The organism is Vibrio sp. 1CM8B, assembly GCF_023161685.1.
GTDB lineage: Bacteria > Pseudomonadota > Gammaproteobacteria > Enterobacterales > Vibrionaceae > Vibrio > Vibrio coralliirubri.
The window spans coordinates 261592-284753 of record NZ_JALNTU010000005.1; the positions used below are offsets into that span (position 1 = coordinate 261592).

At 45.2% G+C, this 23162-nt stretch carries 18 protein-coding genes; 7 read left to right on the forward strand and 11 right to left on the reverse strand.

Going from position 1 to position 23162, the window contains the following annotated elements; translation table 11 throughout:
- Positions 1 to 8: 8 nt before the first annotated feature.
- Complete coding sequence (locus tag MSG36_RS12635) at positions 9 to 2540, reverse strand: MMPL family transporter (RefSeq protein ID WP_248368349.1); 2532 nt, start codon at positions 2538 to 2540, stop codon at positions 9 to 11.
- A gap of 119 nt (positions 2541 to 2659) precedes the next feature.
- Complete coding sequence (locus tag MSG36_RS12640) at positions 2660 to 3445, reverse strand: TetR/AcrR family transcriptional regulator (protein ID WP_048611674.1); 786 nt, start codon at positions 3443 to 3445, stop codon at positions 2660 to 2662.
- Positions 3446 to 3856: 411 nt separating this feature from the next.
- Here MSG36_RS12640 and MSG36_RS12645 point away from each other — a divergent pair, with 411 nt between their 5' ends.
- Together MSG36_RS12645 and MSG36_RS12650 are read left to right on the forward strand one after the other, a co-directional pair.
- On the forward strand, positions 3857 to 4636 hold the full coding sequence (locus tag MSG36_RS12645; RefSeq protein ID WP_248368163.1) for a hypothetical protein: 780 nt from the start codon (positions 3857 to 3859) through the stop codon (positions 4634 to 4636).
- Positions 4557 to 5351 (forward strand): hypothetical protein, encoded by a 795-nt coding sequence (locus tag MSG36_RS12650; RefSeq protein WP_248368166.1) that lies wholly within the window; start codon positions 4557 to 4559, stop codon positions 5349 to 5351. The genes MSG36_RS12645 and MSG36_RS12650 overlap by 80 nt, the downstream gene beginning before the upstream one ends.
- A gap of 154 nt (positions 5352 to 5505) precedes the next feature.
- Here MSG36_RS12650 and MSG36_RS12655 read toward each other — a convergent pair whose 3' ends face one another.
- The 3 genes from MSG36_RS12655 to MSG36_RS12665 form a co-directional block, all read right to left on the reverse strand.
- Positions 5506 to 6000 (reverse strand): outer membrane beta-barrel protein, encoded by a 495-nt coding sequence (locus tag MSG36_RS12655; RefSeq protein WP_050650132.1) that lies wholly within the window; start codon positions 5998 to 6000, stop codon positions 5506 to 5508.
- A gap of 143 nt (positions 6001 to 6143) precedes the next feature.
- Complete coding sequence (hrpA, locus tag MSG36_RS12660) at positions 6144 to 10226, reverse strand: ATP-dependent RNA helicase HrpA (RefSeq protein ID WP_248368168.1); 4083 nt, start codon at positions 10224 to 10226, stop codon at positions 6144 to 6146.
- A 198-nt stretch (positions 10227 to 10424) separates the two neighbouring features.
- Complete coding sequence (locus MSG36_RS12665) at positions 10425 to 11753, reverse strand: MipA/OmpV family protein (RefSeq protein WP_248368170.1); 1329 nt, start codon at positions 11751 to 11753, stop codon at positions 10425 to 10427.
- A gap of 81 nt (positions 11754 to 11834) precedes the next feature.
- Here MSG36_RS12665 and MSG36_RS12670 point away from each other — a divergent pair, with 81 nt between their 5' ends.
- The 3 genes from MSG36_RS12670 to MSG36_RS12680 all read left to right on the forward strand — a co-directional run bounded on the left by MSG36_RS12670 (position 11835) and on the right by MSG36_RS12680 (position 15031).
- A complete protein-coding gene (locus MSG36_RS12670; protein WP_248368172.1) occupies positions 11835 to 12365 on the forward strand; it encodes a hypothetical protein in 531 nt (176 codons plus the stop codon).
- 24 nt (positions 12366 to 12389) lie between these two features.
- Complete coding sequence (locus tag MSG36_RS12675; protein WP_248368174.1) at positions 12390 to 14435, forward strand: alkaline phosphatase family protein; 2046 nt, start codon at positions 12390 to 12392, stop codon at positions 14433 to 14435.
- 146 nt (positions 14436 to 14581) lie between these two features.
- Entirely contained in the window at positions 14582 to 15031 is a 450-nt protein-coding gene (locus MSG36_RS12680) for a TerB family tellurite resistance protein (RefSeq protein WP_248368175.1), read from the forward strand.
- 33 nt (positions 15032 to 15064) lie between these two features.
- Here MSG36_RS12680 and MSG36_RS12685 read toward each other — a convergent pair whose 3' ends face one another.
- From MSG36_RS12685 to MSG36_RS12710, 6 genes are all read right to left on the reverse strand, one after another.
- Complete coding sequence (locus tag MSG36_RS12685) at positions 15065 to 15502, reverse strand: hypothetical protein (RefSeq protein ID WP_248368176.1); 438 nt, start codon at positions 15500 to 15502, stop codon at positions 15065 to 15067.
- Between the two features lie 5 nt (positions 15503 to 15507).
- Entirely contained in the window at positions 15508 to 16347 is an 840-nt protein-coding gene (locus tag MSG36_RS12690) for a helix-turn-helix domain-containing protein (protein WP_248368177.1), read from the reverse strand.
- 315 nt (positions 16348 to 16662) lie between these two features.
- Positions 16663 to 17358, reverse strand: coding sequence for a hypothetical protein (locus MSG36_RS12695; protein WP_050654444.1), 696 nt, complete (start codon positions 17356 to 17358; stop codon positions 16663 to 16665).
- 15 nt (positions 17359 to 17373) lie between these two features.
- Positions 17374 to 17730, reverse strand: coding sequence for an antibiotic biosynthesis monooxygenase family protein (locus MSG36_RS12700; protein ID WP_048609176.1), 357 nt, complete (start codon positions 17728 to 17730; stop codon positions 17374 to 17376).
- Positions 17731 to 18035: 305 nt separating this feature from the next.
- Entirely contained in the window at positions 18036 to 18566 is a 531-nt protein-coding gene (locus tag MSG36_RS12705; protein WP_017068784.1) for a 3'-5' exonuclease, read from the reverse strand.
- 87 nt (positions 18567 to 18653) lie between these two features.
- Positions 18654 to 20192, reverse strand: a complete 1539-nt coding sequence (locus MSG36_RS12710) for a sensor domain-containing diguanylate cyclase (RefSeq protein WP_193842229.1) — start codon at positions 20190 to 20192, stop codon at positions 18654 to 18656.
- 348 nt (positions 20193 to 20540) lie between these two features.
- Between MSG36_RS12710 and MSG36_RS12715 the strand changes: the two genes are divergently transcribed.
- Together MSG36_RS12715 and MSG36_RS12720 are read left to right on the forward strand one after the other, a co-directional pair.
- On the forward strand, positions 20541 to 21173 hold the full coding sequence (locus MSG36_RS12715) for a DUF2760 domain-containing protein (protein WP_248368178.1): 633 nt from the start codon (positions 20541 to 20543) through the stop codon (positions 21171 to 21173).
- On the forward strand, positions 21173 to 23131 hold the full coding sequence (locus MSG36_RS12720) for an Hsp70 family protein (protein WP_248368180.1): 1959 nt from the start codon (positions 21173 to 21175) through the stop codon (positions 23129 to 23131). The genes MSG36_RS12715 and MSG36_RS12720 overlap by 1 nt, the downstream gene beginning before the upstream one ends.
- Positions 23132 to 23162: the final 31 nt, after the last annotated feature.

Here is a 23162-nt window from a genome sequence, read left to right on the forward strand (position 1 = left end):
ACGTTTCCTTATTTGGTCGATGTAGTCAGTTCGGCCGTCGAGTTAGGCTGTGCTGTTTTAGATAGCTCTGTTTTAGACGGTTGCGATTCGTGCTGAGGTTTATCTGCATAGTGAGTCTGTTTGTCGAAGATCATCAGTAAGCTTGGTAGTAAGATGAAGTCGACCACCAGTGCAATGAAAATCACAATCGCACTGAGTAAGCCCATGTCGGAGTTGAGTCTAAAGCTCGACATCGCCAGAACAGAGAAACCAGCCACGAGTACGACAGTGGTGATCCACAATGCGCGTCCAACGGTGTGGAAAGCGTAACGAACCGCTTCTTCTGCTGATTTCCCTTCGATTCTGGCGCGTTGGTATTTACTTAAGAAGTGCACCGCATCATCAACCACGATACCCAGAGTGAGCGTAACCACCACGGACAAACCAAGGTTGATTTCACCAGAGATAAGCGCCCATAAACCAAAGCCAATGATCGCAGGCGCAATGTTTGGCACTAGGCTGATCATGCCTAAACGAACCGAGCGCAATGCAAAGATCATCAAGCCAGAGATAAGCACTAAGGTGATAGGCAGAGTTGAGAGCATGCTCGCCATGTTGGTCTCACCAATGTGGGCAAACATCAGTGATGGGCTCGACGCGACTACTTCATACTGAGGCGCATTAGCGGCAAACCATGAGTAAATACGCTCTTCGAGTTCCACTAGCTCGACGCTGCCGAGGTTATCGACGGTAAGGACCATTTTGATCGATGACTTATCGACGTTGATTTGGTTGTTCAAGTCCAAGCCATAAGGCAAAGACATCTCATAAAGCAGTAGGTATTGCGCGGCAAGTTCACGGTTAAGCGGTAGCTTGTAGTAGCTGTCATCGTCGCCATGCATATTCTTGTTCAAACGCATGTAAACATCAGAAAGCGTTGCCACGTGGTCGGTCTCTGGTTGGACGCGTAGCCACTCAGTAAAGTCGCCTATCGCTTGCAAAAACACAGGATCGGCAATCGCTTGAGACTCGTTAGTTTTCACGGCGATGCTGATGGTGGTCATGCCGCTTACGGTCTGTTCCATGAAGTCGGCTGCTTGTCTGAATTCACTTGAGGTATCGAAGTACTTCACCGATTCATCGTTCACTTTATTGAGTGGAATTAACGCCGCAGCACCAACAATCACCAGAGTTGAAATCGGCAGCAGTGCTTTACGGTTAGTCACCACAAAATCACCGAGCTTATCCATGAAGGTGACTTTGTCTGCCGCCTTAGGATTGGCAGATAGGCGTTTAACTGGCAGCAGTTTTAACAATGCAGGCAGCATAGTTACAGATAGGAAGCACGCGATGAGTACGCCCAACGCCGACAAGTTACCGAAATCACGCAGCACTGGAGAATCCGACATGTTCATCATCAAGAAACCGATCGCAGTCGTCACTGAGGTGATCAGAATCGGCATCGCATTGAGCTTGATGCTGTATTGAATGGCTTGTGCTTTCGCCATCCCGCGCTGCATGGCTTGTCTCATAGTCACAATCACGTGAACACAATCGGCAACGGCAAGGGTTAATACCAAGGTTGGAACGTTGACCGTTGCGGTGCTGAGGAACATCCCTGCCCAACCAGATAAACCCATGGTGGCAACGATTGAAGAGATGATCACAATAAGCGTCGCCACCACACTAAAGAGCGAGCGCAACATAAAGGTCAGGAACACCAACACCACCAATAGCATTAATGGTACCAGCGTTGAGCTGTCTTCTTGAGCCGAGGTCATAAAGGCGTTATTCATGGCTATGATACCCGCTTTATGGAATTCGACATTTGGGTACTGAGCTTGGTACTTGCCGATCATGGCGTTGATGGCCGCAATCACCTCTTGCACTTCCGCGGTCTTATCCACTTCTGGCAATTGCACGGTGACGTTCACAATGGTCACGTCGCCAGAGGCTGACACCAAGGCATTCTTAAGCAGTGGTTCGTTTAGGGCGATCTGTTTGACTTTGGCGATTCGCTCGGGCGTGTGCTCGTATTCTTCATACAGCAGGTCTTCCACTAAGAGGTCATCTTCAATGGCTTCGGTATGCTGATAATTGGCAAGGGAATCGACACGGCTTGAGTACGGGATCTGCCACGCATCGACCGTGAGGTTTTGAATTAAGGTGAGAGTTTCTGGGGTGAAGACATTGCCATCTTCAGGGGCGACAACAATCGCAAGGTTGTCGGTTTTCGCAAACGTAGTTTGGATCTCATCAAATGCCATCAACTGTTTGTTGGTGCCTTCGAAGAAGATGTTGTAGTCCCCTCTAAAGTAGAGGTTCTTTGCCCCTAATGCAGAGAGAATGATGATTGAAAAAACCACCAGCAGAACGATAAACGAACGCTTGGTCGGTATTGAGTGCCAACTGTTATTTAGATCCCCGTTTACGCTATCGACGTTACGGTTATCTCGATTTTGGTGATCGAAAGCTGGCTTCTGGCTGTCATGTTCCATCACAGTCTCCATTTGTGACGATTCGTCATTGTTGTGTCTTAAAAAGCCAGCCGAAGCTGACAAAAACACAATTCTTAGTCATATACTCAAGAAAACCAAAACCACACTAGGCTAAACTTAAGTTTATGACGAATCGTCACTAATGGTTATTAATAAACCCACATGAGTGGGTTTAATGGAAGCTATCGACCTACAGATTCTAAGTAGGCAATCTCTTCGCTGAACAGTTCTTGTTCTACACGACGCCAAGTTTTGCGGTAGTCCCAATCAGTAGAAAGAGGCTGCCAGTTGAGGCCGTCTAGTAGCATGTTCGCGTTGTATAATACTGAATACGGGTCTTGTAACCGCTTAATACAATGACTGTTTGAAGCATTCTGTGACAAGGCATTTGAACCAAATGCGATTGACCAGTTTGCAAACACGATGGCGTCTGAACCCATACCGGAAGGGAACTTTAGGTCACCAGCATCAACTGCTTGGTTAACCATTAAATCGGCTTGTTCAATCACCAATTCTTCCAGTTCATTCATCTCGGCTACGCGTGCACTAGACGCTTTCTCTAGTACCCACGGGCTTTTTGCCATGATCGCACAGGTTGATAGTACCGGCTCCATGCGAACATAGATTCGGTAAGCAACGTGTAATGCAACGACCTTTTCGCGTGTGTTGCCTTCAAACTCTCCTGAACGAGCAAACATTAATGCTTCGGCCTTTAAAGAGTGAATACACAAGGCTAAAACTACGTCCTCTTTGCTGCAAAAGTGATTGTATATCGTACCTTTTGAATAAGAACTCGCTGCCGTTAGCTTATCCATCGTGAGGTTTCCGAACCCTTGTTCTCGAACCAGATCTTTTGCTAGCAACATCAATTCTACTTCTCGGTCTGCGATAGACTGCTGCTTTTTAGACAACACGCCTTTGCAACCAAAGATACCTTGTTTATCGCCTTTACAACCAAAGCCAAACATAATTTCTCAGTCCGTATTTTAGCTTAGCTATCATCTAAGCTTCGCCAGTATTTAAAACACTCCTATCCAAGATATTAACACGAATAGTAAATTCATGTAGTTAACCATTTTGTGACGCTTCGTCATTTCTGACTTATCGTCATAATAGCGCAAATATTGATCATATCAAGGTGTTTTATAAATTAAATACAATTTATGAATAGAAAGATAAATGTATCAATAGTCAAAAGGTGTGATGATGATGTGAGCGTGCTACGAGAAAATTGGCGAGTCATGCTGCCTTTATGGGGCAGACGTCTCCTTATGGTCAATATTTGGCTTACTAATGTCGTTTTCTGTTAAGTTGCTATAAATTCGGTAAGGGGTGACTTACAATAGTGACAACGACTTACCTTTTTTGAGAACACGATATTGAGCGCCAAATATTCTTATTTAGCTTGGCAAGTGAATACTTCTAGCCCTGCAGAAAAGCTGGTTTTATTGATGCTTGCAGACGGTGCTGACGAATTCGGCTACACCAATGTGTGCCTACAAACAGCAGGTCAACTTTGTGCTCTCTCTACGTTTGGTTTAGCCGACTGTCTTAAGTGTTTAGTCGACCAAGGTTTTCTCGATAAGGTGAAAGTAGATTATCGAGATAAAAAAGAGATTCACGTTTTCAAAATGCTCATTGAGCAAGAGCAAGCTACGGCGCACGTTGAGGTTCAACCGACCAATAGTATTCCGGTCTACTCTACTGCACCTGCACCTGCACCTGCACCTGCACCTAAGTTTCAGCCTGCTCCGGCGCCAATGCAACACATGCAACAGGCCCCTCGCCCACAAGGCCGAGGCTCAATGACCAGCAACACCGTTTCAACGCATGATTTGGATGAAGAGATCATTCCAACATGGGCGGAACGTGCGTTTAAATTCTCCGGCCTTGCTGGTGACCATAGTTTAGTATGGAAAAAATTTGTCCTCTGGTATAAAGCCAAAGCCAATGAACTAATGCCAATATCACGCATCGAATCTAAGTTGCAGTACTGGTTAGTTAACGAGAAGCAAAATGAAAGACAACAACAGCAGAAGACCTCTCAATATTCAGGAAATGCAGGACAAGCTCAAGGAAATGGGTATCGACAAAAGCTTAGCCCATCTGAACGCTTCAGGCAGCAGCTCATTCAAAAAGGCAAAAAGCCAACCTTCTGAGCCAACTTCACCTGTTGTACCTGACGCTACCGTTCTGCCTAAAGGTTCAGTAGTACCTGACGTTATTGAAGCGCAAAGTACCGAAGTGAAAGTAGCGGCTGCACAAGCTGCGGATTCTGGTGCGTCTCAACAAGTGCCTGTTGTTGATCAAGATCCTGCAGAATTGGAACTAACGGATTGGTGTATTCACGTGTTCGGCTCTTTCTTGAGCGTGTACGAAACACAGTGGGAATATCAGTACGGTAGTGAGCCAAGCGGTAAGTTTATTGAGTTTGCTAACTCTGTTGATTCAGACGGCCTTAACCGTGTGCTAATGCACTGTCACGAGCGTATTCAGCTTGGCAACAGTTGGCCGCCGCAAATGGGTGAGCTTTGGATCCTAAAAGATTCTCTAACGGAAGAAGAGTTGCTGGATAGCCGTATCCGTGTGTTGTCGCGCACTGCGGTGAACAAGATTGAAAAATGGTTAATCCAAAACAAACTGTACGACTTAAAGCGCACCGCAGAAAACAAGTTGGATGGTCTGTTTAAGAAGTACTACTTGGAAGCGAAGCGTTTAGATGAGAAAGGCATGCTGGAAACGGAGTTGCCGCAATTCCTTCTTGCCGCTAACTCAGTGAAGAACCTGAACGATTTAAAACGTGAAGAGTACGAAAGCCAACACGGCAAAGCGATTAACCCAAGAATCCAGCGTATTCTAAACAGTAAAAAGTAACCATCCGCTCGCTATCTGTTCTAAGAAAACAGAGTTGCGATTGCACGGTTAACAGATACAAAAATGCCAGCTATCAAGCTGGCATTTTTTTATGAATTCTCACGAACTCTTTAACGACTATCCGACCGTTATTTACGATCGTTTTACTGTTTAATTACAGTAGGTGGATAGTTGCGTTTAGCGTGAATACGCCTGAGTCGTCATCTTTCATTTTGAAGTTTTGGTAGCTAGCGCCTACAGATAGTGGACCAAAGATGAAGTATTCAGCGCCTACACCGTACATTACATCTTCACCTGATTGCTTGAAGCCGTCAGATTTAAGATCGTAAGAGTGAAGACCAGCTTTCGCGTATACGTGAAGAGGACCGAAATCGATGCTTGGTTTGATCGCTAGGTAAGCAGTGCTTGCATCTAGGTTTGTTAGGTCACGGTTGCCGTACTTAACGCTGTCGAAAGAACCTAGATCCCAGTAACCCGCTTCAACACCGATTAGTGGAAGGATGCCTGTACCCACGTGGATACCCATCGCTGTTTCTTCTTTGTTGCCTAATGAGTTTTGGCCCCCCATTACACCGCCGTACAACCAAGAATCAGCCATTGCTGTTGAAGATGCACCTAGTAGTGCTAGTGCCAATAACGTTTTTTTCATATTCGACCTTTTTCGTCCTAGTGGCAGGCCTTGAGTGGTAATAAATTGCCACCAAGTCGCCCTGTATGTAATAACTATTCAATTAGTAATGCAATAAGCAAGATTTATACCCAAACCTTGCCATTGCGTCTAGCTTTATTCCTTTAGCAAGCATCAATCGCGTTTTTAACACGCTTATCTGATACTGGGTAAGGCGTACCGAGCTGCTGTGCGAAGAAGCTTACACGAAGCTCTTCTATCATCCAACGCACCTCTTTTACATTTTCTGGAACCGCGATCCCTTTTGGAATTTTATTCAACAGTTCTTTGTAATCATTCATTACTGACTCAACTTTGATCATATGAAGACGATCTTTGTTCGGGTCAATTGGCAGTTTTTCCATGCGGCGTTCAATCGCTCTCATATAGCGTAGAATATCCGGCAGGCGTTTCCACCCACATTCTGTGGCAAAACCCTTAAAAATCAAACCTTCTACTTGAGCTTTTATGTCAGAAAGTGCGAATGCCATTGAAAGATCCACGCGTCCTTTCAGCTTTTTACTGATGCTGAATGCCGTGGTTAGGATGGTTTCAACCTGTTGAGCAATCTCAACTACGGTATCACCCAGCTCTGCACGTACGTGTTCTTTCAGTGCTTCAAACTGCTCTGGTTCCCAAACCAAACCGCCCTTCTCTTCAATCAGCTTATCAATACCACAAGCGATACAGTCATCGATAAGATCGAGTACCTGTCCGTATGGGTTGAAGTACAAGCCAAGTTTCGATTTGTTCGGCAGGTTAGAGTGCAAGTATTTGATCGGTGATGGCACGTTCAACAGGATTAAACGACGCTGACCCGATTTCATTGCCGAGATCTGCTCTTGCTCGGTTTCGAACAGTTTGATCTCTACGCTGTCTTTGGTATCCACCAACGCAGGGAAGGCTTTAACATCGTAGCCGCCGCGTTTCTGTTGGTAGACTTTTGGTAGCTCACCAAAGCTCCACGTGTGCAGGTTCTGCTGCTCGATATCGTCGTCTGCTACTTTAGAAAGCGTTTCTTGAACCTTATCTTTCAGGCTCTCTTTCAGCTCATGCAGATCTTTCTGTTCTTTCAGCTTACGCTTGCGATGATCGACAGCGCGGAATGTTACCTTTAAGTGCTCTGGAATCTGGTCTAACTTCCAGTCATCACGTACCACTTCCACACCCGTCATGCGGCGTAGCTCTTTCTCAAGAGAATCCAGTAACGGTGCTTCAAGTGGTGTCACGCGAGCCAAGAATGCATCAGCGTAGTTTGGTGCAGGTACAAAGTTACGGCGTAGCGTTTTAGGTAACGACTTAATCAAGCTAATCACTAGCTCTTGGCGTAGACCTGGGATCTGCCAATCAAAACCGTTCTGGTCGATCTGGTTCAAGATAGGCAGCGGAATGTGTACCGTTACACCATCATTGTCGTCGCCCGGCTCAAATTGGTAGCTCAGCTTGAGCTTAATACCGTTTTGATGCCAGAAGTTCGGGTAATCCAAATCGGTAACGTGGCTAGCATCGCCTCGGAACAGCATCGACTTTTCAAAGTTCAGCAGCTCAGGGGTTTTCTGACTGGTCTTCTTCCACCATGTATCAAAGTGACGGCCAGAAACCGCCTCTTCACCCACACGTTGGTCATAGAAATCGAACAGTTCATCATCATCGATCAAGATGTCACGACGACGTGATTTATGCTCTAGCTCTTCGACTTCCTGTAGAAGCTTACGGTTCTGCTTGAAGAAAGCATGTTTGGTTTCCCACTCACCTTCTACTAATGCACTGCGTACAAACAACTCACGGCTGACGGTTGCGTCAATCGCGCCGTAGTTCACAAGGCGCTTAGGTACGATTGGGATTCCGTAAAGCATCACTTTTTCGTGTGCCATTACCGCTGCTTGTTTCTTCGACCAATGTGGTTCGCTGTAACTGCGTTTAATCAGGTGTTTCGCTAGCGGTTCAATCCATTCAGGTTGAATCTTCGCGATAACACGTCCCCAAAGTTTTGAGGTTTCCACCAGTTCAGCAGACATGATCCACTTAGGCTGTTTCTTAAATAAGCCAGACGCAGGGAAGATATGGAAACGCGCATTACGTGCACCTTGATACTCATTCTTCTCTTGGTCTTTCATACCGATGTGCGAAAGCAAACCTGATAGCAGTGACATGTGAATGCCATCGTAGCTGCCCGGTTCTGTATTCAACTTAGTATCCAGTTCACGCATCGCTTGGTGGATTTGGAAGTACACATCTTGCCATTCACGGATACGTAAATAGTTGAGGTAATCTTGCTTACACTGTTTGCGGAACTGGTTACTCGACAGCGCTTTTTGCTGCTGCTTGATGTAATCCCATAGGTTCACAAACGTGATGAAATCAGATTCTTTATCGAAGAAGCGCTTGTGCTTGTCATCAGACGATTGTTGCTTATCTGATGGACGCTCACGCGGATCTTGAATCGACAACGCAGACGCGATCACCATCACTTCGTGTAGGCATCGGTTACGTGGCGCTTCAATAACCATACGCGCTAAACGTGGATCGATAGGTAGCTTCGCGAGCTTACGACCAATCGCCGTTAGCTTCTTCTTGTCGTCGCCGTGGTTCTTGTTTTTGTTCGCTGACGGTTCAACAGTCGCGATCGCACCAAGCTCTTCAAGCAGCCTTACACCATCTTGAATGTTGCGCTTATCGGGCGCTTCAACAAATGGGAACGCTTGAATATCGCCTAGGCCTAGCGCTGTCATCTGAAGGATAACCGATGCTAGGTTAGTACGAAGGATCTCTGGGTCAGTAAACTCTGGACGTGATTCGAAATCTTCCTCTGAGTACAGACGAATACAGATACCTTCCGCAACACGACCACAACGACCTTTACGCTGGTTAGCACTCGCTTGAGATACCGGCTCAATCGGTAGGCGTTGTACCTTAGTACGATAGCTGTAGCGGCTGATACGCGCCGTACCCGGGTCGATAACATACTTGATGCCCGGAACGGTTAACGAGGTTTCTGCCACGTTGGTTGCCAGCACGATGCGTCGACCAGTATGAGACTGGAAGATTCGGTTCTGTTCACCGGCCGATAAACGCGCGTAAAGCGGAACAATTTCAGTATCACGAAGGTTGCGTTTACTCAATGCATCTGCGGTATCACGAATCTCTCGCTCACCGTTCATGAAGATCAAGATATCGCCAAGCCCTTCATCACACAGCTCATCAACGGCTTCAAAGATGCCTTCGATTTGGTCGCGGTCTGAATCACTTTCATCACCACCTAATGGGCGGTAGCGCGTATCAACTGGGTAAGTACGGCCAGACACTTCAATGATCGGTGCATTGTTAAAGTGCTTAGAGAAACGCTCTGGATCGATGGTTGCCGACGTGATGATCACTTTTAGATCAGGACGCTTTGGCAGCAACTCTTTCAGGTAACCCATGATGAAATCGATGTTCAGGCTACGTTCGTGCGCTTCATCGATGATGATGGTGTCGTACTGATTTAAGAATCGGTCGTGTTGAATTTCCGCCAGCAGAATACCGTCGGTCATCAATTTGATTTGGGTGTTGTCAGAAATCTGATCGTTAAATCGAACCTTATAACCAACAAACTCACCAAGCTGTGTTTCCATCTCTTCAGCAATACGGTTCGCAACCGAGCGCGCCGCAAGACGACGAGGCTGAGTGTGACCAATTAAGCCAAAGCGGCCGCGGCCAAGCTCAGAACAGATTTTTGGTAACTGAGTGGTTTTACCCGAACCCGTTTCACCCGCCACGATAACCACTTGGTTTTCAGCGATGGCTTTCGCGATGTCTTCGCGTTTTTGGCTAACCGGTAGAATTTCTGGGTATTCAATCGTTGGTTTCTGTGCCGCACGCTGAGTTGCCGTCATCATTGACTTAGCAATGTCTAACGCAATCTCATCAAAGACAGCGTGCTTAGCTTGTTCGTTCTTAATTTTGCTCGCACCAGCAATTCGCTTACTCAAACGGAAGCGATCGCGCATCATACATTCGTTGAGCGCTTTACGAAGAGAGGCTGGGCTATTCTGAGATGATTTGTTGTTTATCGCTGATTGATCAGCTTTTTTGGTATTTGATTGTTCAGCATTTAATTGTTTAGCAGGTCGGTTCGATACAGGCTTATTTGATTTCGCTTTGCTCTGTGAAGAACTTGGCTGTGCTGCATTCTTGTTGTTATCTGCTTTTTCCGGAGACGAAGTCAAAGCGTGTCCTATTCTTGTACTTATTAAACTCGCGCGATTATATCACAAGTCTCAAACAAAAAAGCCTGACAGCAAAGGGAAAACCTTTTGCTATCAGGCTGATTAATCTAGCTAACACTCGCAGGAGCTATGAAAGCTCGGTCAAATGTAAGTCGTACTTAGTCAACTACGGCTAAAAACGACGTTTCAAAACTAACCTTAGAACTCGTACTGGAAGTAAACCGTGTTGTAGTTACTGCCGCCTTTGATTCGTCCGAACTGGGACGCGTTTTCAAAGATTGCAGAACGGTGATGCAATGAATAACCGAACCATAAGTTGTTCAAGTCATTCTTACCGATCAAGTCGCCGACGTTGACATCAAATGAGAAGTCTAAGTAGTTCAACAGATGGCTTGCGGTGTAACCTTTGCGGTCCATCTCAGAGCCTTCGATGTAGGTAATCGAATCAATATAAGACATGCCTTCTGCCACACCAACACGCCACTGAGTTGGCCAATCAAAGGTGTAGTACGCCTTGATTGCGATAATGTATTCGGTGCTGCTTGATTGAACGTCTGAACTCCAGTGGTGCGCAATACCCGGCGTTAGGTAGATGTCCAATGGGAAGCCAAAGATCTCATCGGTTAACGGGTGTCCATAGAAGAACGAGGTCAACTGGTTGTTGTATTCGTCTTTCTCTCGATTGAACTTCATGATGTCGCCAATATTGGATGGCGTTGCCCAGCCGTGTGCGACACGTAAGTACGGCGCATTGCTCAGTTTAGGTTTTGGCGCTTTCTCTTTGTCGTTAAAGAAACCAAAGCCAAGATACAATTCACCTTGATAACGGTCTTCAACAATCGAAGAATCGTAAGCGTTGTCGTCCAATCGAGTCACACTGGTTGAACCCAATAAGTACAAGTTTGAAACCACATGGTAACGCGTTTCAACTCCAACATTTAAGTCAACACCGGCACCGATGGTTTCATTAGACGCGGAGTAATACTCACTGTTGAAGTCAGCACTTTTATAACGAAGTGTCGCGCTCGGGTAAAACTCCCAATCTCCGGTTTCATACTTAGCTTTAGCACGTAAGTTACCGTGGAAGTTGTATTCACTGTCGCTCATTAATTCCATCTCAACTGACCAAGAATCATCAAGTTGGTAGGTCAGTTGAGCACCGAAATCCGCCGTATCGCCTTCAATCGCGTTCTGCTCAGATGCCGGGATATCAATAAAGCGCATGCGAGAGATAGCATTGAAAGACCACTTCTCATCGTCAGTTTGATAGAGGTATGCCCCCATCTCGGTACCGTCAATGAACACATAATCGTTCTTAAAAAACAGCATCGGTACGAATGAGCTAACCGATTGGTCACCACCAGACGTGTCATAAGGGATGCTCGCAGTACGGAACATTGCAGCGATGCCCCACTCTTGCTCTTCAGCGGCCCACGCGTTAGCACTCAGGAAAACGCTACTTAGGAAAGCACTACCTAGTAAAACTACCCCAGATGAAGGGAGAGTCGGTAAATATTTGAGCTTCATTCTTATCTAATTACTCTTTGTAATAAATATTGTGTTACTGAATAGACATTTATTAACCATGACGGCTAACTATTTTTAGGTTTGCTCGGCATTGACCGTTACAATGTAGAATATTCTCGGTTAAATGAAAGTATTGTGAAAGTCTCCGAATTACAAAACATTATAGATCACTTACCCAAATATTCCGATCCAGATATTGTTATGGGTGAGGCGTGGTTGCCCGAGCGTTTGGTGGATACCAAACTAGACGGTGACATGCTATTTCTTGAATTCGATAATGCCCCTGAAGACAATCAAGGGGATGAAGAAGGCCGTGGTTTTGTTGAACACGAGATTGCTATGATTCGTGAAAAGCTCGAACTGTTATTAGACGAGCCTTCAGATACCAAGACCAAAGCCGATGCCCTATTGGCAGTATTTCTAATGGGCCATGAACTTTCTAGCTCGGAAGTTATCGAAATACTTGAATCAACGGAATCTGAAACGACAGAGCCTGAGATTGCAGAGCATAAAACAACAGAATCTGACTCAGTAGAACTTGAAGCATCACAGCTTGAAACCACAAAGCCAGACACGAATAAGCTCGAAACAAAAGAACACCACGACGACTAACCACTAACGATTTTAGGTACCGTATTGAAACCCTCTACGACATCATCTCTTCCCCTGTTACTCGCCGGACCCATTTTAAGAAAAACCACCGCGACTGAAGTGGTACTTTGGTTAGTCACCAGCTCGCCTCTTAAAGGCAGAGCTGAACTTCACATTCAAGAAACAGGCTTTTCGAACGAAAAAGAGCATTCTGAAGCAGAACAAGATCTGCCGTTTTATACCTCATCGCTTGAAGAGCATGATTCGATTCAAATCGGTACACATGCGTGGGTAACGCTAATTCGCTTACAAGGTGAATTCCCGACTAATACGCTTCTTGAATATGACATTCACACAGAGTCTGGTTCACTAAAAGAGCTCGCCCCTCACCTTGTTTACAACGGTAAATCTCGCGTTGAGTTTAAGATATCGACCTCGGCTGATTACATTCTGCATGGCTCTTGCCGCAATCCGCATCATCCAAGCAAGGACAGTCTAGTCGCAGCCGACAACAAGATGGCCGATCAAACCGTCGCTGAAAGACCCGACATGCTGATGATGAGCGGCGATCAGATCTACGCCGACCATGTGGCAGGCCCAACGCTTGATGCTATTCAGCAAGTGATTCAACTGCTTGGCCTTGTAGGCGAGAGCTTACCGACTGATTCGCAAATTAAACAAATCAACAGCAGTGACGCTCTGTATAACAGTGAATATCACTTATATCAGCGTCATCACTATTTACCGCACCACACCGCTTCAGAATCCATGCTCGATAAGTTCTTCCCGAATCGTGGCGTGCCGATTTTTAGCTCTACCGATTGTGAAAACCACTTGGTCACACTGTCTGAGTTTATCGCGATGTACTTGTTGGTTTGGTCTCCGACACTGTGGCAATGCGTCAATCGAGAGCGTTTAATTGAGAATAACTTCACTCAAGGTGGACGCCAATTAACACCGACTGAGCAGCAACAGTGGCGTGATGAAAGCGTCATCATGGATGATTTCATTGCTGGCTTACCGCAAGTACAACGTCTGTTCGCGCATATTCCAACGTACATGATCTTTGATGATCACGATGTGACTGATGATTGGAACCTTACCGTGGGCTGGGAACATGCCGTCGACCAAAACCAGTTCGCCACTCAAGTCATTGGCAACGGCCTCGCGGCTTACTGGATGTGTCAGGGTTGGGGTAACAAACCGGAGAGCTTCGACGAAACGTTTATCGAGCAAGCAAAACAGCTTTTTGTCGATCAACCGCTCATGACTAAACAACCGCGTATTACTAAACAAACGCATAGCGAAGCCGGCAATGCAGCGACTACTCACTCTGTCAGCAATATCGAGCCAGACAAGCATCAAGCCTTCATTGAGATGCTGAGTCGCTTTGAAGAGTGGCATTACACAATAGATACCTCACCTAAAGTCATTGTGTTGGATACTCGAACGCGTCGTTGGCGTTCAGAGTCACGCATGAACAAGCCTTCAGGTTTAATGGACTGGGAAGCCTTGATTGAGTTTCAACATCAGTTAATGAATCAAGATAAAGTGGTGATCGTTTCTGCTGCACCGATGTTTGGCGTGAAGTTTATTGAAACACTGCAAAAGATGGCGACCACAATCGGCAAGCCATTAGTGATTGACGCTGAAAACTGGATGGCACATCCGGGCAGTGCTAATACACTGATCAGCATCTTTACCCATACCAAAACACCAACCAACTTCGTGGTACTTTCTGGTGACGTTCACTACTCCTTCGCTTATGACATCAAGCTTAGGTATCGTCGCAACAGCCCGAACATCTATCAAATCACCTGTAGTGGTATTAAAAATCAGTTCCCTGCTCCGCTGCTTAAATTCTGCGATGTATGGGACCGCCTGTTATACAGCCCTCGCTCAGTTTTGAACTACTTCACTAAGCGTAAACGCTTGAAGATCGAAAAGCGAAGCCCCGACAATCAAACCTTCTATCGCCTTTCAAACCGCAGTGCGATTGGAGAATTGAGGCTAGACAATGATGGGAAACCGCAATCGATCACCACCCTGAGCGGCGATGGTAAGGTTACGCGTTTTCCGGAACCGGACTAGGAAGTGCTCCTTATCGCTCGCGTATCCGTAATGTCAGTTTTTAGTAAAGACGCTTGCGATCACACTCTGTAGACCCAATAGTTATGGTTATAGTTGATAGCTATCAGCGTTACGGAACCCGATACAAATTTTAACTGGAGCTCGTTATGTTCAATTCTCTCACATCAATGTTTAAACAATTGATTGAAGGCCAGGACCTAAGCAAAAACCAAGGCACATCACCTAATATCGCCATCGCGAGTTTGTTGTGTGAAGTTGCGGGAGCCGACCATCAGATCAATGAATCAGAAAGAGTCGCTAAGCTACAGCTTCTGCAACGCTTGCTGGATTTAGATGAAGAACAAGCAAAGATGCTGCTCGAGCAAGCAGAGCCGAAAGTAGAGCAATCAGTATCGCTGTATGACTTTACATCGCAACTCAGAGACCTTTCTCAGCCAGTGCGAATCGACTTAATCAAAGCGATGTGGGAAGTGGCGCATGCCGACGGGGAAATTGACCCTATCGAAGACTCTGTGATCCGTAAAACAGCAGAACTGCTCTACGTTGACCACAGTGACTTTATCAAAACTAAGTTGAACGTCCTCGGTAAAAGCTAACCACAGGCTTTCTATTCGCGTTAAGCCTCTGTATTAACGTAATCGATCGCCACGCATGATGCCTTTAAGTTCTAATGGTGCGCCTTTTTTCGTTACATAAAGGCCGCGCTGATTCGATACCAACACACTGCGCTTACCTTGGGTTTGTTGAATGTATAAGTGCTTGATATTGAATGTCTGTTTATCTTGGGCCTGCTCTTGGTCCAATTGATAAAGGTAGTAGTGATTCCCCCAGCGTAAGAACACACCAAACATTTGCTTGGTTTGGACGACATTCCCATCCATGTCGTAACCAATGTACTGCATTTTAACTCGACCATTTTCCAATCGAAGTGAGATTTTCTCCCAGCCTATCATCGGATATTCTGCGGTGAATTTATAAGTACTTTTGGTTGCGAGCCCAGAAATTAAGCCTACATTTAGAATCACAAAAAGCGTCAACAAGATAGGCATCCAAAACTTACGATTCATATCGGCTATCCTCGCTCATCGTCATTGTCGTCATCACAAGAGAGCGATTTAAACTGATGGCTCATCTCTTTCCAGCGCCCGTTTATCAAAGCAACGGCTTGAATGTTCTGACACCCAACGCCAATGCGATGCAGGTAGAGTGACTCAACACCGAGTTCTGACACAGTATTCAACTCAGTTAAAAGCTCTTGATCAAAATTCAAACTGTCGTGATAAACATCCATGCCGTGATAACTCGTTTTATCCATAAAAAAAGCAAACTGATAAAAGAGCATGAGAAGAAATCCGCTGACTAATATTCCTGAGATACGAGAGCGATGACGCGCGACAAAATGCTGCACCTGACGCTGTTTATACGAGTCTGGTTGCTTCGTTAAGGCTGGTTCACGTTCATTATCACCACGCTCAGTACTCGAGCTCCTTGATACTGAGGTTTCTTTAAGCGCTTCAACTCGAGACGATTCATATTGAGGTAGTTCAACTTGAATAGCCGAGGTGGGTGTTGATAAGTAGCCACCAAGCTGTTGAGGCCTGCTAAAACTGTACCCTTCCTTTTGCACCGTTAATATTTTGCAATCACACTTAAGTGAACCTAATGCTGTACGAATGTTCTTCACTGCAACATTAAGCGAACTGCCTGTCACCACCCTGCCTGGCCAACAATGCTCAAGCAAGAAGTCGCGACCCACAGCTTTGGGGCTGTTCTTCACTAAGAACTCAAGAATCAAGGCTTCTGAGGGAGACAAAGTCACCCGCTTGTCCAAGTTCGAATCAATGAGTGTGTTGTTAATCATCTCGATACCCGAAGCGTCTAAGATGATTTTTTCAGGGCTACTGGCGTTCATTTCGGCGAGGTGTTCATAAATAAAAAGGTCATCAAAAAGGTGTTTGTTTGGTCGAGCTAATGCCAAACCATACATAGAAAAGAATAGTGATAAGTTTAGCCAATAATTAAGCCAAATATAAGCTCAGCAGGTAACAAGATAAAATAACAATAAGGTGAGTGAGTCACGCAGACTCACTCACCTTAGTACAAAGCCTAGCCATTAGAACAACTAATGAGGTCTATAGAAAGAAAGCTACATCGATTGATTTTGATAATTCTCGTTTTCGATAGCTTTCGTTTTCTTTAGTTCTTATTGTCTATAGATCTCATTTATTTATAGGTCTAGTTTAAAGCCCAGTTCACTGACCATGACTTCAGCAAAGCCTAGCTTTACTGCATTCAACTGGCTAGCAACTTCGCGAGCTTGTTGTTCGTCTTTAGCCAATATTGCCATTGAGTAGATAGGTCTGATCATCGCTTTTTGGTTTGGCTTCTCTTGAGCTATTTCTTGATGCTTTAAGTAAGCAGACGTAATCACGCCTTGAGCGCTCCAATCGACAACCATTTGTAAATCTTGGCTGATAATCTCATCGACAATGAATTGATTCTCAGGCTCTGTCCAAGCGAGTTCGACTGCGTAGTTTTTGAAAGCGACTTCAGTGTTTAACCACTTATTACCGATGTCTCTGATTTCAGTCACCTCGACAAGCTCTTTAAATTGGAATGGTAAGTTCCCAATCAACTCACGAACGTGCTGCTCACTGTCCGCTTCAATCACAAACTTGATGATCGGAAACTTCTTATCTCCGACAAAGCTTTCTGATACGAACATGTCGTGGACCAAGCCTGCATCAACTAAGTTAGCAAAGGCTTTCTGCTGATGAGGCATTGCCTCAAATACCGCTTGAGCATCATCAGTTTTCCAAGCCACTGACACGCCGTATGCCGCAGCATGGCTATAGCTAGAGAATAGAATCGCTGAAAATAGAAAGCTAAAAATAGCTAAAAAGGTTCCTCGAATTGTTTTCATTATGTGGTTTCCTAATTAGTCGCGAATAATTTCATACAAGTTAGGGTCAGCAGAAACCCCTTCGATTTTTAGAGGTGGTAGCTCTTTTCTCATCACTTGTATTGCATCATGGAATTGCTTCTTACTTTCCCATTCAGCGACATTGATAAAGCGGTATGTCGCGTCCGAGCTTAAAGAGCGGTGCAATTTGGTAGAGATATATCCGGGTTGCTTCACCAATACATCTCGCGCATCTTCCCAATACGTTAATGTCGCAGCTTCATGGGCTGGCTCGACTGAAAAAGTGTTTATCAATACAACGGGTTGTGCCGAAACCAACGCACTTACGCTTAGCGCCCCCAGTGCCAATCCATACTTAATTATGTTCTTCATCCTATTCTCCTTGTTTTGGGTGAGCTAACGCTATCATCTAGCCCAACCCAATCAAGGCTGCTACCTGCGATTTAATATTAATTAAAAAGCTAAATTTCAAACCAATAATATTCACTCGTTAAATAAGCGATGTAGCCATTCACTATTGATAAACCACTCGCTGAAATGAGTTTTCTTTGGAAGGGCATTTTCCTTAAATTACAGGCACAAAAAAACCACCTAATAAGTAGGTGGCTCTTAATTTGAATAACTCACAAGAGTCTTGCTGGTTTGAGTTTTAACCAAGCGCCGTTTAATGCAAACGACTACAGCATCGTCAACGTTAGCTTAGCCAAGTTATAAGCATCGACATAACCCGAGTGCTGACGACCTTCCCACTCAATGTTTTTCGCTTCTTGTGCGGCGCGGTGACCAATACGTTTGTCTTTCAATCGATTCTGAACTCGATAAAGCGTGGCGATATTCAAGAACTCGCTGAACGGAGGCTCGATGCCTTTTTCAATACACTCTTTGTGTAAGATGAGGTCGTCACGTCCCCACGCTGCATAGATTTTTTTTGGACCGCCGAAGTTCTTAATCATCGACTTGATGACAGACTCTAATGGGCGACCCTGCTTTTCGATTTTACGAGGTGTAATGCCCGTTAACTCGGCACAGAATAGAGAGACTTCGTCTTTCTCTGGCTTAACGTAGTATTGTGCTCGCTTCACGATAGTGCCGGATGCTAGATCAATCTCAGCAAGACCAACTTCAATGATCTCCCCTGTTGTTCCCACACCGTCTTCGCTCCAACAGCACATTTCCAAATCGAAACACACCACTCGATTGTGATTCATACGTCGCCTAATTCTCTCGTCAAAAATTTCGTGAAATTGTACATGAGCCCAATAAAGAACTCGACCCTAGTTGTATCAAGTGCTCATTTAGCCTGCAATTGTCACTCGATTTCGGCCATTCGACTTACTTTGATAGAGCATGCTGTCTGTTTTTTGCAGAATCTCTTCCGTGTTTTCGTTGGCACGAATGGCAGCACCAATACTCAAAGTACAACTGAGCTGTCGACCTTTATGCTCACAATGAGAGTGACTCACTGTACTTAGAATGCATTGTAGATATCTGTCTAGCGCTTCATGGTTTGTAATACTAGAAATGATACAGAACTCATCTCCACCTATACGAAACAGGTTGTCACCCTCTTTCAGGCTAACTGAAATCAGCTTAATGACATGAATGAGTAAAGCATCCCCTGCAGGGTGACCGAATTGATCGTTAATGCCTTTGAACTTATCGACGTCAAATCCAATAAGACTAAAGGGTTCATTTCGCTGTATCGCTTTATCTAACATCTTATTAAAAGCACGTCGGTTATAAACTTCCGTAAGACTGTCATGGTTGGCTAGAAAACGAAGCTCTTCCGTTCTTTTATCAAGCATTTGATACAAACGCTCTTTCTCTCGAATTTGCATGTTAACGATATACGCCAACAACAATGAGATGGTTGTCCCCACCAAAACAATTCCGGTTAACACCAAATAGCCATAGAAAGAGATGCATGAATCTATTTTGTAATCGACCTTCCAATCACGGTTAGTCAATTCAATCGTCTTTGTTATGTGGTGGCCAGAAACGGCTTCATAACCCTCGGTTTCAAACAAAATTGGAGAGTCTTCTGCTTCGAAGCCCGTATCGGTAACACGGATATAGACATCCATGTCGCCCACTGCCGAAGCCAGTAGATTTTCAAAGTAATAAGTCGTGCGAACCACACCAATCACAACACCGAGCAGGTTGTCGCTTTCACCCTCAAATACAGGGTGATAAACCAGCATACCTGTCTTTGGTGTGTCTTGATCTAAGCCGTCTTGAAGCAAGCGAACTTTGTCTGAAATATTCGCTTTACGCGTCTGTCTGATGTTATCTAAAACCAGCTTGAAGCGCTCTCGAGAAGAGTAAAAACCAAGAACGTTGTCGTTTGCTTGTGTATTGGGATACAGGTCACTAGCAATGAACGCCGGCTCGCCATCTAAGATGTAACCAAAGGTTTTTGCTTCATGTTTTGGAATCGTGAACAGTTCGTAAGACGGGTATTTTTCTTTCATCTTAGCGGTATGCTCGGCAATCTCGTCTGCCGGCACTTTTTGCATCCACTGCAAACCAATCAGGCTCTTTGAGTCGTTAATGGTTTGCTGAGCAAAACGATCAAACTTATCCCAGTTTTCAGGATCATTTGCGTAGAAAAAATTAGCACCGGAGCCAATGTAAGCCACGTCATTAGCGATAAACGCTTCCAAACTTAGTGTCTGGTGAGTAGCAAAGCTATCCAAGTTCATATTTAGCGCGCGGTTTTGGTTTAACGCGACTAACATAAAACACAACACTGTAATCAAAAAACTGACCAAAAATACGACCAATGGGAGAGTTCGTCTCTTCAACCCTGTTAGTGGGTCAGTAGTGTGCGGCATGTGGCTTCCAAATAGGCTCTAATGAGTTAAAAGTATATAACGGAAGGGAATGATGCTCCATTTAAGTTTGGTTTTAAAAATGACATAAAATGGGCATTGTTTACCTCGCCCTTACATCGACGACCAATATTCGAACGAATCTCGACTAAATTTCAAGCTAACACACCAAAAACCCACGTGATTAAAAACATTAAATACCACTCTTAAGCCTTGAATATGCTAGTATCCATCCATATTTATAGCTTGAAAGTGACCGTTTCGGCTTAATGCCAATGAGTTTCTTTCCAACCTGTATATTCCTTTGAACCGACGAATATACCGTTAAATCAATTTTAAAGAGAAATCACTATGATCGTTGATTTGAACCTAATCCCACAAACGTTTGATATACTTCACGCAGGCCTAACTGCATCAAGCGTTTTACTACTGCTAATTGCCGTTTCTCGTAAAACCAAAGTGGTTGAGAAAGTCGTAGAAAAACCAGTAGAGAAGATCGTTGAAGTTGAAAAGCCAGTTGAAAAAATTGTCGAAGTAGAAAAAGTTGTTGAAGTTGAACGTGTTATCGAAAAAGTAGTAGAAGTTGAATCTAAGCTGGCAACAGCCCCAACTGATTCAGCGATGCAGCTACTGTCTATCATGCAGCAAGAAGCGCGTTTAATTGACTTCCTAAAAGAAGACCTAACGTCATTCTCTGATGAAGAAGTTGGCGCAGCAGCTCGTGTTATTCACACTGGCGGTCAAAAAGTATTAGCAGACTACGTAACGCTTTCTCATATCCGCAGCGAAGATGAAGAAACACGTATCACTATCGCTGAAGGTTTCAACCCTCAAGAAATTCGCCTAACAGGCAACGTAACAGGCAATGCGCCATTCAACGGCACACTGGTTCACAAAGGCTGGAAAGCAACTGACATGAATCTGCCTAAGCTTGCTGAAAACTACGATGCATCTGTAATTGCACCGGCAGAGGTGGAGCTATAATGGAACACCAAAGTCATTCAGCTCAAGAGCATTCACAAGAGCAACAAGCACCTAAGTTCAGTGTTGGTATCGATTTAGGTACCACACACTGCGTTTTGTCTTTCATCGATACAACCAATGAAGGTGCACGCGTTGAGGTGATGCCAATCCCTCAGCTTACGGCTCCTGGTACAGTAGAAACTCGCAGCCAACTTGGCTCGTTCCTATACCAACCACACGAACATGAAATGAATGCGGGCTCTCGCGTTCTTCCTTGGTCTTCAGAGCCAAAAGCGCTAGTGGGTGCAATTGCTCGTAACCTTGGTTCTAAAACCCCTATCCGTTTGGTAGCAAGTGCAAAATCTTGGTTGTGCCACGGTGGTGTTAACCGTCGCGATGCTTTCCTTCCTGCAGGCAGCCCTGAAGAAGTTGAAAAAGTATCTCCGCTTAAGACAACTGAATTGTACCTTGAGCATCTTAAAGACGCATGGAACCACGCAAACCCAGAACACAAACTGGCAGACCAAGATGTAACGATCACGGTGCCTGCTTCGTTTGATCCTGCGGCTCGTGACCTAACAGCAGAAGCTGCACGTAATGTTGGTTTCACTCACCTAACGCTTCTTGAAGAGCCACAAGCGGCTCTTTACAGCTGGATTGATAACAGCAACGACACATGGCGTGATGAAGTAAACGTTGGTGACATCGTTCTTGTTGTCGATATCGGTGGTGGTACAACCGACCTTTCGTTAGTTGAAGTAACACAAGATGACGGCAACTTAAGCCTGAACCGTATCGCAGTAGGTGAACATATCCTACTTGGCGGCGACAACATGGACTTAGCACTGGCTTACCGCCTGAAAATGAAACTGGCACAAGAAGGCAAAGAACTGGCTCCTTGGCAGGTTCAAGCTATGACTCACGCATGTCGTGATGCGAAAGAAGCACTACTAAACGATGCTGAACTGCAATCTGTGCCTATCGTTGTTCCAAGCCGTGGTTCTAAACTACTTGGCGCAACACTGAAAACAGAACTGACTCAGCAAGAAGTACAACAAACATTGGTTGATGGCTTCTTCCCGAAAGTGGCTGTGACTGAGCACCCAGTACAAAAAACGCGTGGTGCACTGACTCAAATGGGTCTGCCTTACGCTCAAGACGCAGGTATTACTCGTCACATTGCCGCATTCCTTTCTAAGCAAGCGAACGCGCTTTCTGGAAATAGCGAAACGGCTCAGCAAGATTTCAACCCGTTTGCAAACATGCCCGGTATGCCAGGTGCAGAAGCGCAAGGGTCAGAAGCGCCAGCGGCAGACTTCATCAAACCAACAGCAATCCTGTTCAATGGTGGTGTTCTAAAATCGAACCTACTTGCAGATCGTCTTTCAGATACGATCAACGAATGGCTGATCAATGCTGACGAAGAGTTCGCAAAACAACTTTCAGGTTTAGATTTAGACCTAGCGGTTGCAAGCGGCGCTTCATACTACGGCGCAGTTCGTCGTGGCCAAGGCGTTCGTATCCGTGGCGGTATCGCTTCTTCTTACTACGTAGGAATTGAAAGCGCGATGCCAGCAATCCCAGGTATGGCTCCTCCAATGGAAGCACTGTGTGTTGCACCATTTGGTATGGAAGAAGGCTCAAGCGTACAAGTACCTAGTCAAGAGTTCGGTCTAGTGATTGGTCAGCCAGTACACTTCCAGTTCTTCGGTTCAACCATTCGTCGTGAAGATGAAGCGGGTACGCACCTTGATCATTGGGCGCCTGAAGAGCTTGATGAGCTTCCTGAAATCCAAGTGACACTGCCTGTATCTGAAGGCCGTCGCGAAGGTGAAGTGGTTCCAGTGACTTTGGCTTCTCGCGTTACTGAGCTAGGTACCTTATACCTAGAAGCGATTGCTACTGACAACGGTCAGAAATGGCACGTTGAGTTCGACGTTCGTGAAGACTCGAATAACGACTCAAACGAACAAGCATAATGAATCAACGGCACCTTAGCGGGTGCCGTTA

Bases quoted from the DNA above. Each gene is read 5' to 3' on its own strand.
- MSG36_RS12640 (WP_048611674.1), bottom strand. From the start codon at position 3,445: ATGTTTGGCTTTGGTTGTAAAGGCGATAAACAAGGTATCTTTGGTTGC.
- MSG36_RS12650 (WP_248368166.1), top strand. From the start codon at position 4,557: ATGGGTATCGACAAAAGCTTAGCCCATCTGAACGCTTCAGGCAGCAGC.
- MSG36_RS12655 (WP_050650132.1), bottom strand. From the start codon at position 6,000: ATGAAAAAAACGTTATTGGCACTAGCACTACTAGGTGCATCTTCAACA.
- MSG36_RS12665 (WP_248368170.1), bottom strand. From the start codon at position 11,753: ATGAAGCTCAAATATTTACCGACTCTCCCTTCATCTGGGGTAGTTTTA.
- MSG36_RS12680 (WP_248368175.1), top strand. From the start codon at position 14,582: ATGTTCAATTCTCTCACATCAATGTTTAAACAATTGATTGAAGGCCAG.
- MSG36_RS12685 (WP_248368176.1), bottom strand. From the start codon at position 15,502: ATGAATCGTAAGTTTTGGATGCCTATCTTGTTGACGCTTTTTGTGATT.
- MSG36_RS12690 (WP_248368177.1), bottom strand. From the start codon at position 16,347: ATGAACGCCAGTAGCCCTGAAAAAATCATCTTAGACGCTTCGGGTATC.
- MSG36_RS12695 (WP_050654444.1), bottom strand. From the start codon at position 17,358: ATGAAAACAATTCGAGGAACCTTTTTAGCTATTTTTAGCTTTCTATTT.
- MSG36_RS12700 (WP_048609176.1), bottom strand. From the start codon at position 17,730: ATGAAGAACATAATTAAGTATGGATTGGCACTGGGGGCGCTAAGCGTA.
- MSG36_RS12705 (WP_017068784.1), bottom strand. From the start codon at position 18,566: ATGAATCACAATCGAGTGGTGTGTTTCGATTTGGAAATGTGCTGTTGG.
- MSG36_RS12710 (WP_193842229.1), bottom strand. From the start codon at position 20,192: ATGCCGCACACTACTGACCCACTAACAGGGTTGAAGAGACGAACTCTC.
- MSG36_RS12715 (WP_248368178.1), top strand. From the start codon at position 20,541: ATGATCGTTGATTTGAACCTAATCCCACAAACGTTTGATATACTTCAC.
- MSG36_RS12720 (WP_248368180.1), top strand. From the start codon at position 21,173: ATGGAACACCAAAGTCATTCAGCTCAAGAGCATTCACAAGAGCAACAA.